Below are 15,238 nucleotides of genomic sequence, written 5' to 3' on the forward strand. Positions count from 1 at the left end.
CCGTCATCGCGGGTGGACCGCCTTCAGGCGGCACCCTCACGTCGACGCATCGGGCGCCGAAATCTCGCGGAAGCGTGCGGCGAGCTCGCCGCGGGAGCGGATGCCGAGCTTTGTGTAGACATGGGTGAGGTGGTATTGCACCGTCTTCACGGAGATGAACAGCTCCTGGGCTGTTTGCTTGTTGCTCGCACCGGCGGCGACACGCCGGGCGACGGCTTCTTCCTGGGCGGTGAGGCGGGGCAGGCCCGGTGCGCCACGGGCTGTGTTCAGCCCGCCTGCCTTGAGCTCTCGCTCGCACCGTTCGGCGCAGGTGCGGGCGCCGAGGGTGAGGTAGGTGTCCCGAGCGTTCTTGAGGACCGTGTCGGCTTCCCGGCGCTTTCCCGCGCGACGCAGTGTCTGGCCGTAGGCGAGGTTCACGCAGGCCCGGTCGTAGGGCAGGGGAAGCCGTTCGAGATGAGCGAGGGCCCGCTCGAATTCCTTGCGGGCCGTCTCGATGTCGCCTCGGGCACCGGTGATGCGCCCCCGTACCATGCCGAGCCGGGCCAGGGTGGAGTGGTGACCGCGGCGTGCGGCGAGCTGCTCGTACGGGACGAGGAAGGCGTCGGCCTCGTCGATGCGGTTGTTCATCACCAGGGCGTGGGCGTAGACGTCGTGCCAGGGCCAGAATCCCGGCTCGTCGAGGCGCTCCCGGGACGGCAGCCGAAGCAGGGGAGCGAGCGCCTCGACGGTCCTTTCGTAGTCGCCGCGGGCTTCGGCGACTTGGGCGCGTGCCAGGCAGGCGGGAACGAGCATGGCCTCGTAGTGGTGCATGTCGGCGGCGGCTTCCCTGACGTGGTGGTCGGCCGCCTCCCAGTCACCGCGCAGTGCGTGGATCTGGGCCCCGGTCCAGTGCACCAGGGGGCGGACGAGTTCGATCCTGACGTCGGCGAGGTGGGCGGCTGCCCGCTCCACGGTTTCCAGGGCCTCCTGCCATGCCCCAAGAGCGAACTGGGTACGGGCCAGCCATCCCTGTGCCCACAGCGAGATCCGGGTGGAGCCCATGCGGTAGCCGGTGGGGACCGCCTCTTCGAGTTCCCGGCGTGCGGCTTCGGGGGCGTCCAGGGCAAGGTCCACCCAGCCGCGGCCGAGCTGAAAGCGTTGGGGGTGGGCGCCGCCGGGCAGCTTGGCAGCGGCTGCCTCATAGGCGGCCGTGGCCTCGTCCGGTCGGCCCATCGCGGCGAGCCCCAGTCCCATGATGGCTTCGGACTCGATGGCCGAGGGGTCGTTCGGGTCCGCCAGTTCGAGCGCCCGGCGGGCCCAGGCGACGAGATCAGGCATGTCCCAGCGTCCGAGGGCGTGCAGCACCCGCCGCTGGCAGATCTTCGCCATCAGATCGGGACGGCGCCGAGGGTCACACCGCTCCCAGGCCTGGGTCAGGAACGTTTCGGCCTCCGATGCGCGGCCGCGCATGATGGCCAGGTAGCCGAGGACGACGTCGCGCAGTGTGCCGGCCGGGAAGCTCTCCAGTTCCGCGGCGAAGACCGAGGCCTGGGGGATGTCTCCGGCGCCGATCATGGCGTCGACGGCGCGCAGCAGCCGGTCCTGGCGTGTGGCGCGGTCCTGGCTCAGGCGGCTGGCCTTGACCAGGGTGTCGGCCACCGCGGCCCACTCTCCCGCGGCCGCGCGCCCGGCCGCGTACTGATCGAGTTCGTCGGCCAGTTCCGCGTCCGCCGTGGTCGCGGCGGCGACGCGGTGCGTCAGTCGCCGGCCGTGGTCCTCGGTGATCGCCGCCGCGCGACGGTGGAGGGTGCCGCGCCTCGTCAGTCCGATGCCGGTGAGGACGGCGGCTCTGACCAGCGGGTGGGGGAAGGACAGCGTCGCTTGCCCGGGTTCGGCGGTCACCGTCAGCAGTCCGGCCGCCTGTGCCTCGTCCGCCGCGGGAAGCGGGTCCTCGAGGTCCGCGAGTGCGGCGGCCTCGGCGACGGGAGCGTCGTCGGTGAGGACGGAGCACGCCTCCACCAGGGCCCGGGCGGCTTCGCCGCACTGGGCGAGCCGGTGGCGTACGGTCAACGCGTAGCGGGCCGGAGCCGGCAGAACGGGCTGCCACTCCCGCCAGGTGTCGGGCGGCATCTCGCGCAGCAGCTCGGTGATGTGCCGTGGGTTGCCCAGGGTGTGCCGGCACAGATGCCGGGCGGTGGGGAGCGCGAGGGTGATGCCGCAGGCCTCGTACGCCAGTGCCTTGACCTCCTCCGGCCCGAGCGGGCCGAGCCGTACGGCGTCTTCGCGGCAGTCCTCCAGGAACTCCAGGATCCGCAGGGCTTCGAGCGTCTCCCGGGTCCCCGCGGTCTCCAGCGGGGGGTAGAGCTCGTGCGGATCGTCCCGGGCCATCAGGACGACGAGCACCCGCTCCGTCGACATCCTGCGTACCGCGGAGCGGATCGCCCGCAGGCTTTCCACATCGGCCCAGTGGGCGTTGTCGACGACGACCACGAGGGGACCGTGCCGCTGCGCGGTCGTCCAGAGCCGGTGGAGGCGCTGTGCCGCTGCGAGGATCACGTCCGGCGTCGCGGGGCGCGCCGCGCCCTGAACGTCCGGTTCCGCGTCGCAGGCTCGGGCCAGCTGTTCGGAGACTCCCAGCGCCACGCCCGACTCCCAGGACACGCCCGTGGCGCGCAGGACGCGCAGGGGTTCCTCCGCCTCCGAGAGGATCTGCTCGACCAGGGCCGTTTTGCCGCTGCCCGAGGGGCCGGCGACCAGCACCATCGACGGGTGGCCCGTGCGTGCGGCGCCGAGCCTGCGGGCCAGCGCGGCGGCTTCGCCGGCCCGTCCGATCAGGCTCCGGTGCCGCTCAGGACGTTTGTCCATGTCTCAGCACGCTAGCACTGGTGCCGGGCAGGGACTCCTGCTCGGCAGCGGCCGTGGCGAGGACACGCGCACCGGCCTGACGTGGGACGAAGCCGGTCACGAGCATGCCGGCGACGGCGACGCCGGCGAACACGTAGAAGGCGTACAGGGGCGGGACTCCGGCACCCACGAGGGCCCCGCCGACGACCGGGCCGCCGATGCCGCCGAGCCGGCCGAACCCGGCGCACCAGGCAACACCGGCGGCGCGCGCCACGGTGTCGTAGTAGTTGGACACGAAGCCGTAGATGAGGACCTGGGTGCCCAGTGTGCCCACCCCCGCGACGGCGACGGCGCCGAGCAGCACTCCGAGCGGGAGCTTGAGCGTCAGCAGGGCCAGCGACACGGCGGCGAGGCCGAAGGTGGCGGCGATCACGCGTTTCGGTCCGAGCAGGTCGGCGGCCCGTGAGGCGATCAGGCCGCCGACGATGGCACCGCCGTTGAGGGTCAGCAGGAAGGCCAGGGAGTACGACTTTCCGTAGCCGTTGCGGCCCATGATCTCCGGAAGCCAGGTGTTCAAGCCGTACGTCAGGAGCAGGGCGGAGAAGCTCATCAGGCCGAGGAAGAAGGTGGCGAGCGCGTAGCGGCGGGTCGCGAGCGCCACGAAGCCGACCTTCTCCTTGCCCGCGCCCCGTGCCGCGTCGGCGGGTTCGGCGGGCTTCCCGGCGGCGGGCAGGGTCTGGCGTGCGCGTTCCTTCCGGCCGTGGGCCAGCAGCCACTTGGGCGACTCGGCAGCCGCAACATCGCCACGGGCAGCAGCAGGATCGGCAGTGCCCCGACCAGGAACAGTCCGCGCCAGCCGATGGCGTCGGCGGTCAGCAGCGCCAGCAGGGCCGCCAGTACCCCGCCGGCCGGGACGCCGCTGTAGACGATCGCGTTGTAGAAGTTGCGCCGGTCCGGCGGGGCGAATTCGGCGACGAGGGCGCCGACGGTGGCCACCAGGGCCCCTACGCCGATGCCGGTGAGGAAGCGGAGGATGCCGAAGGCGGTGACGCTGGTGGCCAGCGCGGTCAGCCCCATGCCGATGGAGAACCACGCGATGTTGACCAGCATGACGCGGCGTCGGCCGATGTGGTCGCCGACGGCGCCCGCGAGCAGTGCGCCGACCATGACGCCCATGAGGGCGTAGCTGCCGAGTGCCCCGGCCCGGCCGGGGGTGAGAGCGCCGAGTTGGCCCGGGTCGCGCAGCAGGCTGGGCACGACGGTGCCGTAGACGACGAGGTCGTATCCGTCGAAGAGGAGGGTCACGGCGGCTATGCCGATGATCCAGCGCAGTTCGCTGCGCTGCTGTGGAACGGTCCGTCCGTGCGGCTGAGCGTTCATCGTGGTTGCCCCCTGATCGTGGTGGCCGGGCAGGCCTGAGCGGTGGGTCCGGCGTGCGGTTACCCGAGGTCGCCGCCGGCGACGGGGAGCACCGTTCCGGTGATGTAGGACGCCTCGTCGGAGGCGAGGAAGACGATCGCCGCGGCCTGCTCGTCCAGCGAGCCGTACCGCTTCATCAGGGAGGAGGCGAGGGTCTGGTCGACGATCTGCTGGTACCAGGCCTGCTCCTGGCCGGTCCGCGCCGACGGGCCGCGGGCCACACGCCGGGGCGGGGCGTCGGTGCCGCCGGGCGCGGTGGCCACGACGCGGACGCCGTACGGTGCCGCCTCCAGGGCCAGCGAGGCGGTGACGGCGTTGACCCCGCCCTTGGCCGCCGCGTAGGGAACGCGGTTGACGCCGCGGGTTGCCACGGACGAGACGTTGACGATGGTGCCGGAGCGTTGCTCGATGAGGTGGGGCAGGACGGCGCGGCAGGTCCACAGGGTCGGGAACAGGGAACGCTGGATCTCGGCCTGGATCTGGTCGGGCGTGTAGTGCTCGTACGGTTTGGCCCAGATCGTGCCGCCCACGTTGTTGATGAGGCAGTCGATCCGCCCGTGCCGCGCGTGGGCCTCGGCGATGGCGGTCTCGGCTCCCTCGTACCGCTCCAGGTCGGCGATGACGGCCTCCGCCTCGAGCTCGGCGGCGGCCTCCCGGACGAGCTCGGAGCGGTCGACCAGGACGACATCGGCCGACTCCGCCGCCAGACGGCGGGCGACCGCCAGGCCGATGCCCTGGGCGGCGCCGGTGACCACGGTCTTCTTGCCCGCGAACCGGCCCGGGTGGGGCGTGAACCGGGTCACCTCGCCGCCCCCGCGGTCACCGCGAACTTCTCGTAGTGGAAGCTCGCGGGGGTGATGCCCAGGGCGGTGATGTGGCCGCGTACCGCCTCGACCATGGCCGGCGGTCCGCACAGATAGACGTCGGCGTCGCCGTCGTGCAGGGTCTTCTCGTCGATCAGGCCGGTGACGTAGCCCTTGTTGCGGGCGCTGCTGGCCGGGTCGGCGACGCAGTGGTCGAAGGTGAAGCCCGGGATGACGTCGGCGTAGTCCTCGAGCGTGTCCAGGTGGACGAGGTCCGGTTCGTTGCTCACGCCGTAGAGGAGGTGGACGGGGTGCGGGGCCGGGGCCTGGGCCAGCCGTTCCAGCATCGACAGCAGCGGTGCGAGTCCGGTGCCGCCCGCCAGGAACAGGGCGGGACGGGTGAGTTCGCGAAGGTAGAAGCTGCCCATCGGGCCGGTGAACTCGATGCGGTCGCCGACCTCGGCCCGGTCGGTGAGATAGCCGGACATCGCGCCGCCCTCGGTGACGCGGACCAGGAAGGAGACCTGGCGCTGGTGCGGGCCGGAGCTGAAGGAGTACGAACGGGTCAGCTCCGTCCCCGGGACACGGACGTTGACGTACTGGCCGGGCAGGAAGTCCAGGGCCCGGCGGTCGTCGACGTCGAGGGTGAAACCGACGGTGCTCGCGGAGTACCGGGCGATCTCGGTGAGGGTGGCGGTGTGCGTGGCCGCGGCCGTCTTGGCGGCGGCCGACGTGGACGGGATGCGCAGCACGAGGTCGCTCCGCGGGGTCATCTGGCACGGCAGGCAGTAGCCGAGCGCCGCTTCGTCCTCGGTCAGGGCCTCGTCGATGTAGTCGCCGCCGTCGTAACTCCCGGACTCGCAGAGCGACTTGCAGGTACCGCACGCGCCGTCACGGCAGTCGAGCGGGATGTTGATCCGGGCTTTGTACGAGGCGTCGGCGACGGTCTCGTCCGGTCCGCAGTCGATGAACCGGGTGATGCCGTCCTCGAAGCTCAAGGCGACCTGGAATGCCATGGTGGTGCTCATTTCGGGTTGCGGGGCAGGGGAAGGGCCCACTCGGTTCAGACGTGGTAGATGTCGACCACGTGGTGGATGTAGTCGTTCTTCAGCACGACCTTCTTGGCCCTGATCAGCGGGCTCGGGCCGGTGAAGTCGATGCGGTAGAAGGACGTGCCGAAGTAGGTGTCGACGTTCTGGTAGCGGTAGTAGAGCGTGAACCAGTTGAACCGCACGTCCACCAGGCCGCCGTTCTCACCGGTGATCTCCACGTTGGTGATGTTGTGGCCGGTGCGCGGCTCGGGCAGGCTGGTGGCGCTGGAGCGGTCGGTGCGGATGCGGAAGACCCGGTCCTCCAGTCCGCCGCGGTTCGGGTAGTACATGAGCGAGATCTCGCTCTGCGGGTCGCGCGTGAGCTCGTCGTCGTCCGCCCAGGCCGGCATCCAGAACTCGACGTCCGGGTGGTAGCACTCCAGCCACTGCTCGAACTGGCGGTCGTCGAGGTGGCGCGCCTCCCGGTAGAGGAACTGGCGGACCGCTTCCAGCGTGACGGTGCCCGTCCCCGCGGTGGTCGTCGTCATGATGCTGCTCCTTTCGTGAGCGCCGTGGGTCTGCGGTCAGGCCGGGACGTCGTCGCTGCGCCGGGCGGTCCGGGCTTCCTCGTCCAGCGCGCGGCGGATCACTTCCTGCCAGTAGCCGTGCTGGATGGGGTAGAGGCCTTCGTCCTCGGTGCGCACACCGCTGGCGAGCGGGTTGAGCCCGATGCGCTTGGCGTCCTCGTCGGGGCCCTGGATCTGGTGCACGGCACCGCGGCTGAGGTCGTTCCACGGGGCGGCGGTGGCCAGGTAGGTCTTCTGGCAGGAGCGGAACTCCTCCAGATCGTCCGGGGTCGCCATGCCGGTGGCGTTGAAGAAGTCCTCGTACTGCCGGATGCGTTGGGCGCGCGCGGCGGCCGACTCGCCTTTGGGGGCGATGCAGTAGATCGTGACCTCGGTCTTGTCGACCGACACGGGCCGGAAGTGCCGGATCTGGGAGCCGAACTGGTCCATCAGATAGACGTTGGGGTAGAGGCACAGATTGCGGGAGACGCCGATCATCCAGTCGGCCTTGTCCTCGCCGTAGGCCGCGACCAGTTCGTCGCGCCGCTCGTACAGGGGCCGGTTGGTGGGGTCGAGCCACTTCGTCCACAGCAGCAGGTGGCCGTGGTCGAAGGAGTAGAAGCCGCCTCGCTGCTTGGCCCAGCCACCGGCGTCCATCGTCTTGGTGTCGTTGGCCGACTCGCCCGTGGCGCGGCGGGCCTGGGTCGCGGCGTAGTTCCAGTGGGTGGCCGACACGTGGTAGCCGTCGGCGCCGTTTTCCGCCTGCAGCTTCCAGTTGCCGTCGTAGGTGTACGTCGATGAGCCGCGCAGCACCTCCAGCCCCTCCGGGGACTGGTCGACGATCATGTCGATGACCTTGGCCGCGTCACCGAGGTGCTCGTGGAGCGGCTTGACGTCCGGGTTCAGGCTGCCGAAGAGGAAACCGCGGTAGCTCTCGAAGCGGGCGACCCTGGTCAGGTCGTGCGAGCCGCCGGTGTTGAACTGCTCCGGGTAGCCGGCGCCGCGCGGGTCCTTGACCTTGAGGAGCTTGCCGGCGTTGCTGAACGTCCAGCCGTGGAACGGGCAGGTGAAGGTCGTGCGGTTGTCCGTCTTGCGGCGGCACAGCATCGCGCCCCGGTGGGTGCAGGCGTTGATCAGGGCGTGCAGTTCCCCCTGCTTGTCGCGGGAGATGACCACGGGCTGTCGGCCGATGTAGGTGGTGAAGTAGTCGCCGACCTCCGGGATCTGGCTCTCGTGCGCGAGATAGACCCAGTTCCCCTCGAAGATGTACTTCATCTCCAGCTCGAAGAGCTCCTCGTCGGTGAAGACGCTCCGGCGGACGCGGTACACGCCGCTCGCAGGGTCCTCCACCAGGGCGTCTTCGAGGATGGTCCGCGCACGGCTGTGTGCTTCGGCCATGGTCCGTCCCTCCGAATCGTGTCTGTCACCCGGCCGGCAGCCAGGGGTGCCATGAGTTACGACTGCTTTTCAGCACCATGACACCGCGATGAAGTCCGGGGCCCTAGGTAATTCCCCCAGGGTTGACCCAGGGGGGTATTGATATCGCCCCCGTATCAATACGCTGCGAACAAGTATTTCTCCGTACCGGATTTCGCTTCCTACGCTGAGGCGCAATCGAGGGCCCCGAAACGAGAAGGAGGAGCCCGATGGAGCTCAGGCACCTCCGGTATTTCGCGGCCGTCGCCGACACCCGCCATTTCGGCAGGGCGGCGCAGCGGCTGCACATGGCCCAGCCCCCGCTGTCCCAGGCGATCCGCCGGCTGGAGGCCGAGCTGGGGGTCGAGCTGTTCGCCCGCACGACCCGGCACGTCGCGCTGACCGGTGCCGGCGAGGTGTTCCACGCCGACGTGCGGCGCATCCTCCAGGCCGTCTCCGAGGCGGTGGACAGGGTCGGGCGCTTCGCGTCGGGGGCTGAGGGGGTGCTGCGTATCGGCCTGACGGGATCCGCCTCGTACCGGCAGCTGCCCGCCCTGGCGCGGCTGGTGAAACACGAGATGCCGGGAGTGCTGCTGGAGGTGCACACCGAGATGCTCACGCCCGCTCAGGAGTCGGGCCTGCTCGAAAGGCGCCTCGACGTCGGCGTGCTGCGCCCGCCGGTGCGCCGGGAAGGGATAGCCCACCGCGCCCTTGCCGACGAGCCGCTGGTCGTCGCCGTGCCGGAGGACCACTGGCTGGGCGAGGCGGACGTCGTACGCGTCGAGCAGCTGCGGCACGAGAGCTTCATCATGTACGCGGCCACGCTGAGCTCCGTCGTCAACGACGCGGTGATCCGCAGCTGCCTGGCGTCCGGTTTCTACCCGCGCCGCGCCTACGAGGTCACGGAGACCTCCGCGGCGCTGGCCCTGGTCGCCGCGGGCCTGGGCGTCGCCGTGCTGCCGGAGTCCATCCGTTCGGCGCCCCGCGAAGGCGTGCTGTGCAAACGCGTCGAGGACGCCCCGCCCGTCCGGCTCGCAATCGCCTGGCGCGAGGGCGACGAATCTCCCCTCCTGAGGAATCTGCTGCACATTCTCGAAAAGAACCGCGTGTTTATCGCGCCCGAAAGCATTGAGGGGCCGCATGAAGATCACCAAGGTTGAGGCAATCCCTTTCGCGATTCCCTACAGAAAGCCGCTCGTATTCGCCAGCGGTGAAGTGCGCACCGCCGACCATGTGCTGGTACGGGTGCACACCGACGACGGCCTGACCGGTGTCGCCGAGGCCCCGCCCCGCCCCTACACCTACGGCGAGACGCAGGCATCCATCGTGGCGGTGATCGAGAAGATCTTCGCCCCGCAGGTCCTGGGCCTTTCGGCGCTGGAGCGGGAAGCCGTCCACGAGAAACTGGACCGGACCGTCGGCAACCCCACCGCCAAGGCCGCCATCGACATGGCCCTGTGGGACCTGCTCGGCCAGGCGGCCGGCATGCCGGTGTCCGGCCTGCTCGGCGGCTACACCGACCGGATGCGGGTGAGCCACATGGTGGGCTTCGCACCGGCCGACCGGATGGTCGCCGAAGCCGAGCGGGTCCGGGACACCCACGGCATCACCACGTTCAAGGTCAAGGTCGGCCAGCGGCCCTACACCGACGACGTCGAGGCCTGCCGAGCCCTCCGGGAGGCCCTCGGGCCGGACGTGGAGCTCTACATCGACGGCAACCGCGGCTGGACCGCCTCCGAGGCCGCCCGCGCCCTGCGCGAGATGGCCGACCTGGGCCTGACCTTCGCCGAGGAACTCTGCCCCGCCGACGACGTACTGGGACGTCGCTGGCTGGTCGGGCAGAGCCCCATCCCCTTCATCGCGGACGAGAGCGCCACCCGGCCGGCGGAGGTGACCCGAGAGCTGCTCGGCGGATCCGCGACCGCCATCAGCATCAAGACCGCCCGCACCGGCTTCACCGCCTCCCAGCGCGTGCTGCACCAGTGCGAGGCCCTCGGCGTCGAGGTCGTGATGGGCAATCAGATCGACGGGCAGATCGGCACGCTGTGCACCGTCGCCTTCGGCGCGGCCCACCGGTCGGCCGCCCGGCGGGCCGGTGAACTGTCCAACTTCCTCGACATGACCGACGACCTGCTCGCCGAGCCGCTCTCCATCGAGGACGGCACCCTGCGCATCCGGGAAGGCGCCGGGCTGGGCATCGAGATCGACCCCGACAAGCTGGCCCGCTATCGCCAGGACACCTGAGCCGCGGGACCGCCCCAGGAAATGTGACCACCACCAGGAACAGGAACGAGACATGACCGACATCACCACGCCCACGTCCGCTGAGGGGGCCACCGCCGCCGCCTCCGGTGCCGCCGCCACCGAGAAGTTCCGCGCCCTGCAGCGCACGGACGGCGTCGTCGCCGACACCAAGCGCGTCGACACCCTGGCGTCCGAAGTCCTCGCCGCCGTACACGACATCATCCGCCGCCACAAGGTCACCTACGCCGAGTTCAACGCGCTGAAGGCCTGGCTGATCCAGGTCGGCCTCGACGGCGAGTGGCCCCTGTTCCTCGACGTGTGGATCGAGCACGTCGTCGAAGAGGTCGCCAACGAGGACCGCCAGGGCAGCAAGGGCACCATCGAGGGTCCGTACTACGTCCCCGGCTCGCCGACGTTCACCGCCGAGGCCACCCTGCCCATGCGCGACGACGAACCCGGCACACCGCTGCTGTTCCAGGGCCAGGTGACCGGCGTGGACGGCACCCCGCTGGCCGGCGCCAGGGTCGAGATGTGGCACGCCGACGCGGACGGCTTCTACTCGCAGTTCGCCCCCGGGCTGCCCGAGTGGAACCTGCGCGGCACCGTCATCGCCGACGGCGAGGGCCGCTTCAGGATTCACACGGTGGAGCCCGCTCCGTACCAGATCCCCACCGACGGCTCCTGCGGCAAGCTGATCGCCGCGGCCGGCTGGCACGCCTGGCGCCCCGCCCACCTGCACCTGAAGGTCTCCGCGCCCGGCCACCGGCTCATCACCACCCAGCTGTACTTCCGGGGCGGCAGCCACGTCGAGGACGACATCGCCTCGGCCGTCAAGCCCGAGCTCGTCCTCGACCCGGCGCCCGCGGCGTCCGGTGTCGGCAACGAAGTCACCTACGACTTCGTGCTCGACAAGGCCTGACGCCGCAAAGGCCTGACGTACCGCACCACCACGATCTCCACCGGCGGAGGAAGCACCATGTTGTTCGCAGTGAAGATGGACGTCGGGATCCCGCACGACCTCGACCCCGAGGTCCGCGAGGACCTGATAGCCCGGGAGAAGAGCTACTGCCAGGAGCTCCAGAAGGCCGGTGTCTGGGCCCACATCTGGCGCTGCGCCGGGCAGTACGCCAACCTCAGCGTCTTCGATGTCGCGGACAACGAGGAACTGCACCGCGTCCTGTGGAACCTGCCGCTCTTCCCCTATATGACGATCACCGTCACACCCCTGTCGAGCCACCCGTCCGCCCTCGACGCCACCGCGGGGGCGGCGGGCTGATGGCGACGGACAAGGTGGTGGCCACGGCCGGGGAAGCGGTGGCCGATGTGCACGACGGTGCGTCGCTCGCGGTCGGCGGCTTCGGTCTCAGCGGCGTACCGAACACCCTCATCCAGGCCGTGTACGCGGCGGGTGTCACGGGGCTCAAGGTGGTGTCCAACAACTGTGGGGCGCTGGATTCGGGCCTTGCGGTCCTGCTGGCAGCCGGCCGGATCGCCCGGGTGACGGGCTCGTACATCGGCGCCAACAAGGAGTTCGCCCGGCAGTACCTCGCCGGCGAGCTGGAGGTGGAGCTGATCCCGCAGGGCACCCTCGCCGAGCGGCTGCGCGCCGGCGGCGCGGGCATCCCCGCCTTCTACACGCCGGCCGGGGTCGGCACGCTGGTGGCCGAGGGCGGGCTGCCGTGGCGGTACGACGGGGCGGGCGGTGTGGCGGTGGCCTCGCCGCCCAAGGAGGTCCGTGACTTCGGCGGCACGCCGTACGTTCTGGAGCACGGCATCCGTACCGACTTCGCGCTCGTACGGGCCGTCAAGGGCGACCGCCACGGCAACCTCGTCTTCGCCAAGTCCGCCCGCAACTTCAACCCGCTGGCCGCCATGGCCGGACGCATCACGATCGCCGAGGTCGAGGAGCTGGTCGAACCCGGCGGCATCGACCCCGACCAGGTGCACCTGCCGGGCATCTTCGTCCAGCGGGTGGTGGCCCTCACCCCGGAGCAGGCCGCCGACAAGAGGATCGAGAAGAGGACGGTGCGCGGCTGATGGCCTGGACACGTGAGGAGATGGCCGCGCGTGCGGCCGCCGAACTGCGCGACGGCGAGTACGTCAACCTCGGCATCGGTCTGCCGACCCTGATCCCCGGGCACCTGCCCGAGGGAGTGCAGGTGGTCCTGGAGTCGGAGAACGGCATCCTGGGTACGGGCCCCTACCCGTACGAGGACGAGGTCGATCCCGATCTGATCAACGCGGGCAAGGAGACGGTCACCGTCCTTCCCGGGGCGTCGTTCTTCGACTCGGCGCTCTCCTTCGCGATGATCCGCGGCGGCCACATCGATGTTGCCGTCCTGGGCGCCATGCAGGTCTCCGCGCGCGGGGACCTGGCGAACTGGGCCGTGCCGGGCAAGCTCGTCACCGGCATCGGCGGCGCCATGGACCTGGTGCACGGCGCCGGCCGCGTCCTGGTCACGATGACGCACACCGCCAAGGACGGCAGCCCGAAGATCGTCGAGGAGTGCACCCTGCCGCTCACCGGCCGAGGATGCGTCCACCGGATCATCACCGACCTCGGCGTGCTCGACGTCACCGATGACGGCCTGGTCCTGGTCGAGACCGCCCCGGGCGTCACCGCGGGGGACATCACCGACAACACGGCCGCCAAGGTCCTGACACCGGAGGAGGTCGCCCGATGAGCCTGCGTGACGTCTACATCGTGGACGCCGTCCGTACCCCGGTCGGCAAGTACAACGGCACTCTCGCCTCCGTCCGTCCGGACGACCTGGCCGCCCACACCATCCGGGCCCTGCTCGCCCGGACACCCGGCCTCGACCCGGCCCGCATCGGCGACGTCTTCTTCGGCAACGCCAACGGCGCCGGTGAGGAGAACCGGAACGTGGCCCGCATGGCGGCACTGCTGGCGGGCCTGCCGGTGAGCGTGCCCGGCGTCACGGTCAACCGGCTGTGCGCCTCCGGACTGGAGGCGGTCGTCCAAGCCGCGCGGGCCATCGCACTCGGCGACGTCTCCATCGCCCTGGCCGGCGGCGTCGAGTCGATGACCCGCGCCCCCTACGTCCTGCCCAAGAGTGACCGGCCCTTCCCGGCCGGGCACACCGAGCTGTACTCCACCACGCTCGGCTGGCGCATGGTCAACCCGGCGATGGAGCCGCAGTGGACCGTCCCGCTCGGTGAGAGCGCCGAGCTGATCGCCGAGAAGCACGGCATCACGCGCGAGCAGCAGGACGCCTTCGCACTCGCCTCCCACGCCAAGGCGTCACGCGCCTGGAAGGACGGCCTGTACGACGCGGAGGTCGTGCCCGTCGAGATCCCGCAGCGCAAGGGCGATCCGCTGGTCCTGGACCGTGACGAGTGCGTACGCGACCACGCCTCCCAGGACGCGATGGCCCAACTGAAGCCGTCGTTCCGTACGGAGAGGGGAACGGTCACCGCGGGCAACGCCTCCCCCCTCAACGACGGCGCCGCGGCGCTGCTGCTGGTCGACGCCGACGGTCTGAAGGCCTGCGGCCGCGAACCACTCGCCCGCATCCGCGCCTCCGCCGTCACCGCCATCGAACCGCACTACTTCGGCCTCGGGCCCGTGGAGGCGGTCAACCGGGCGCTCGCCAAGGCGGGCAGGACCTTCGCCGATCTCACCACCCTCGAACTCAACGAGGCGTTCGCCGCCCAAGTCCTCGGCTGCGTCGCCGAGTGGCCCGCGTTCGACCCGGCGATCCTCAACCCGCGCGGGGGCGCGATCGCCATCGGCCATCCGCTGGGCGCGTCCGGCGCCCGCCTCGCCGGCGCCGTGGCCCACCAGCTCAAGGCCGCCGGTTCGGGCACCGGCGTGGCCACCTTGTGCATCGGCGTCGGCCAGGGCCTCGCCCTCGTCCTGGAACGCTGACGCGCCCGGGCCCGCGCCCCGCCGGCCCGCATCCTCACGCCCGTCCGCGCCCCGTCCGCGCCCCGCCGGCCCGCATCCTCACACCCGTCCGCGCCCCGTCCGCGCCCCGCCGGCCCGCATCCTCACACCCGTCCGCGCCCCGTCCCCGCCCCGTCCCCGTCTTCTCCACCGCCGTAGGAGCCGCCGTGCCCCCCGCCCGACTGCTGCACCACCACCTGACAGGCCGGCCCGAAGCGCCCCTGCTGGTCCTCGGTCCCTCGCTGGGCACCTCGATGACCGTCTGGGGACCCCACCTGCATGCTCTGGCCGACACCTTCCACGTGCTGCGCTTCGACCTGCCCGGCCACGGCGGCAGCCCGGCCGATCTGCTGCGCGACCCGGAGCCCGGCGGTACCACGGTGGAGGACCTCGCCGCACTCGTCCTCGACCTCGTCGACCACCACGGCCACCACCGGTTCCACTACGCGGGCATCTCCCTGGGCGGGGCCATCGGCGCTCACCTCGCGGTCCACCACCCCGGACGCGTCGCTTCCCTCAGCCTGGTCTGCTCCTCCGCCCACTTCGGCGCACCGGAGCCCTGGCGGCAGCGTGCCGCACTCGTACGCCTCAAGGGCACCGCACCTCTGCTCGCGACCAGCCCCGACCGATGGTTCGCCGATCCCCGCACCGCCACCACCCCCAGGGGCCGTGCCCTGCTGAAGGGCCTCGCCGACGCCGACCCCGCCGGCTACGCGGCCTGCTGTGACGCCCTCGCCGCCTACGACATCCGGCCCGGCCTGGCGCGGATAAAGGCCCCCACCCTCGTCATCGGCGGCGCCCACGACCTGGCCACTCCTGTGCACCACGCCCAGGAACTCGCGAGCGGCATACCAGGGGCCACCTTGAAGGTCGTCAGCACCGGACACCTCGCCGTGGAAGAGCCCCTTGCCGTGGAAATGGCGCTGACCGCCCACATCACGGCGTCCGACAGGGGTTGAACCCCGGCAGGTAGCTGCGCCTCCCAGCTCGACCACGGCCTCCGGGGCACCTTCGAGGACGGACCGCAGA

Annotated in this window: 15 protein-coding genes; 8 read left to right on the forward strand and 7 right to left on the reverse strand. The window is 71.0% G+C overall.

Going from position 1 to position 15,238, the window contains the following annotated elements; genetic code table 11:
• Positions 1–36: 36 nt before the first annotated feature.
• Genes ACYVMZ_RS03195 through benA form a run of 7 tightly spaced genes read right to left on the reverse strand, consistent with a single transcriptional unit; the run spans position 37 to position 8,040 of the window.
• Entirely contained in the window at positions 37–2,844 is a 2,808-nt protein-coding gene (locus ACYVMZ_RS03195; RefSeq protein WP_461075159.1) for a helix-turn-helix transcriptional regulator, read from the reverse strand.
• Positions 2,828–3,484, reverse strand: a complete 657-nt coding sequence (locus tag ACYVMZ_RS03200; RefSeq protein WP_461075161.1) for an MFS transporter — start codon at positions 3,482–3,484, stop codon at positions 2,828–2,830. The genes ACYVMZ_RS03195 and ACYVMZ_RS03200 overlap by 17 nt, the downstream gene beginning before the upstream one ends.
• A complete protein-coding gene (locus ACYVMZ_RS03205) occupies positions 3,433–4,203 on the reverse strand; it encodes an MFS transporter (RefSeq protein WP_461075163.1) in 771 nt (256 codons plus the stop codon). The genes ACYVMZ_RS03200 and ACYVMZ_RS03205 overlap by 52 nt, the downstream gene beginning before the upstream one ends.
• Positions 4,204–4,262: 59 nt before the next feature.
• On the reverse strand, positions 4,263–5,045 hold the full coding sequence (locus ACYVMZ_RS03210) for a 1,6-dihydroxycyclohexa-2,4-diene-1-carboxylate dehydrogenase (protein WP_461075165.1): 783 nt from the start codon (positions 5,043–5,045) through the stop codon (positions 4,263–4,265).
• On the reverse strand, positions 5,042–6,061 hold the full coding sequence (gene benC, locus ACYVMZ_RS03215; protein WP_461075167.1) for a benzoate 1,2-dioxygenase electron transfer component BenC: 1,020 nt from the start codon (positions 6,059–6,061) through the stop codon (positions 5,042–5,044). The genes ACYVMZ_RS03210 and benC overlap by 4 nt, the downstream gene beginning before the upstream one ends.
• A 47-nt stretch (positions 6,062–6,108) precedes the next feature.
• On the reverse strand, positions 6,109–6,624 hold the full coding sequence (benB, locus tag ACYVMZ_RS03220; protein ID WP_461075169.1) for a benzoate 1,2-dioxygenase small subunit: 516 nt from the start codon (positions 6,622–6,624) through the stop codon (positions 6,109–6,111).
• Between the two features lie 36 nt (positions 6,625–6,660).
• Positions 6,661–8,040 carry a benzoate 1,2-dioxygenase large subunit gene (gene benA / locus ACYVMZ_RS03225; protein ID WP_461075171.1) on the reverse strand — a complete coding sequence of 460 codons (1,380 nt, stop codon included), beginning with the start codon at positions 8,038–8,040 and terminating at the stop codon, positions 6,661–6,663.
• Between the two features lie 248 nt (positions 8,041–8,288).
• Here benA and ACYVMZ_RS03230 point away from each other — a divergent pair, with 248 nt between their 5' ends.
• The 8 genes from ACYVMZ_RS03230 (at position 8,289) to ACYVMZ_RS03265 (ending at position 15,168) form a co-directional block, all read left to right on the forward strand.
• Complete coding sequence (locus tag ACYVMZ_RS03230) at positions 8,289–9,218, forward strand: LysR substrate-binding domain-containing protein (RefSeq protein ID WP_461075173.1); 930 nt, start codon at positions 8,289–8,291, stop codon at positions 9,216–9,218.
• On the forward strand, positions 9,199–10,302 hold the full coding sequence (locus ACYVMZ_RS03235) for a mandelate racemase/muconate lactonizing enzyme family protein (RefSeq protein ID WP_461075175.1): 1,104 nt from the start codon (positions 9,199–9,201) through the stop codon (positions 10,300–10,302). Before ACYVMZ_RS03230 ends, ACYVMZ_RS03235 begins: the two co-directional genes overlap by 20 nt.
• A 52-nt stretch (positions 10,303–10,354) precedes the next feature.
• The gene (gene catA, locus ACYVMZ_RS03240) at positions 10,355–11,221 is read left to right on the forward strand and encodes a catechol 1,2-dioxygenase (RefSeq protein WP_461075177.1); all 867 of its coding nucleotides are present in this window, start codon (positions 10,355–10,357) and stop codon (positions 11,219–11,221) included.
• A 57-nt stretch (positions 11,222–11,278) separates the two neighbouring features.
• On the forward strand, positions 11,279–11,578 hold the full coding sequence (gene catC, locus ACYVMZ_RS03245) for a muconolactone Delta-isomerase (protein ID WP_461075179.1): 300 nt from the start codon (positions 11,279–11,281) through the stop codon (positions 11,576–11,578).
• A complete protein-coding gene (locus tag ACYVMZ_RS03250; protein WP_461075181.1) occupies positions 11,578–12,339 on the forward strand; it encodes a CoA transferase subunit A in 762 nt (253 codons plus the stop codon). The genes catC and ACYVMZ_RS03250 overlap by 1 nt, the downstream gene beginning before the upstream one ends.
• On the forward strand, positions 12,339–12,986 hold the full coding sequence (locus tag ACYVMZ_RS03255) for a 3-oxoacid CoA-transferase subunit B (RefSeq protein WP_461075183.1): 648 nt from the start codon (positions 12,339–12,341) through the stop codon (positions 12,984–12,986). The genes ACYVMZ_RS03250 and ACYVMZ_RS03255 overlap by 1 nt, the downstream gene beginning before the upstream one ends.
• Positions 12,987–12,988: 2 nt before the next feature.
• The gene (locus tag ACYVMZ_RS03260) at positions 12,989–14,191 is read left to right on the forward strand and encodes a thiolase family protein (RefSeq protein WP_461076321.1); all 1,203 of its coding nucleotides are present in this window, start codon (positions 12,989–12,991) and stop codon (positions 14,189–14,191) included.
• A 185-nt stretch (positions 14,192–14,376) separates the two neighbouring features.
• Positions 14,377–15,168, forward strand: coding sequence for an alpha/beta fold hydrolase (locus ACYVMZ_RS03265; RefSeq protein ID WP_461075185.1), 792 nt, complete (start codon positions 14,377–14,379; stop codon positions 15,166–15,168).
• Positions 15,169–15,238: the final 70 nt, after the last annotated feature.

The sequence above is a fragment of the Streptomyces deserti genome (assembly GCF_054782695.1).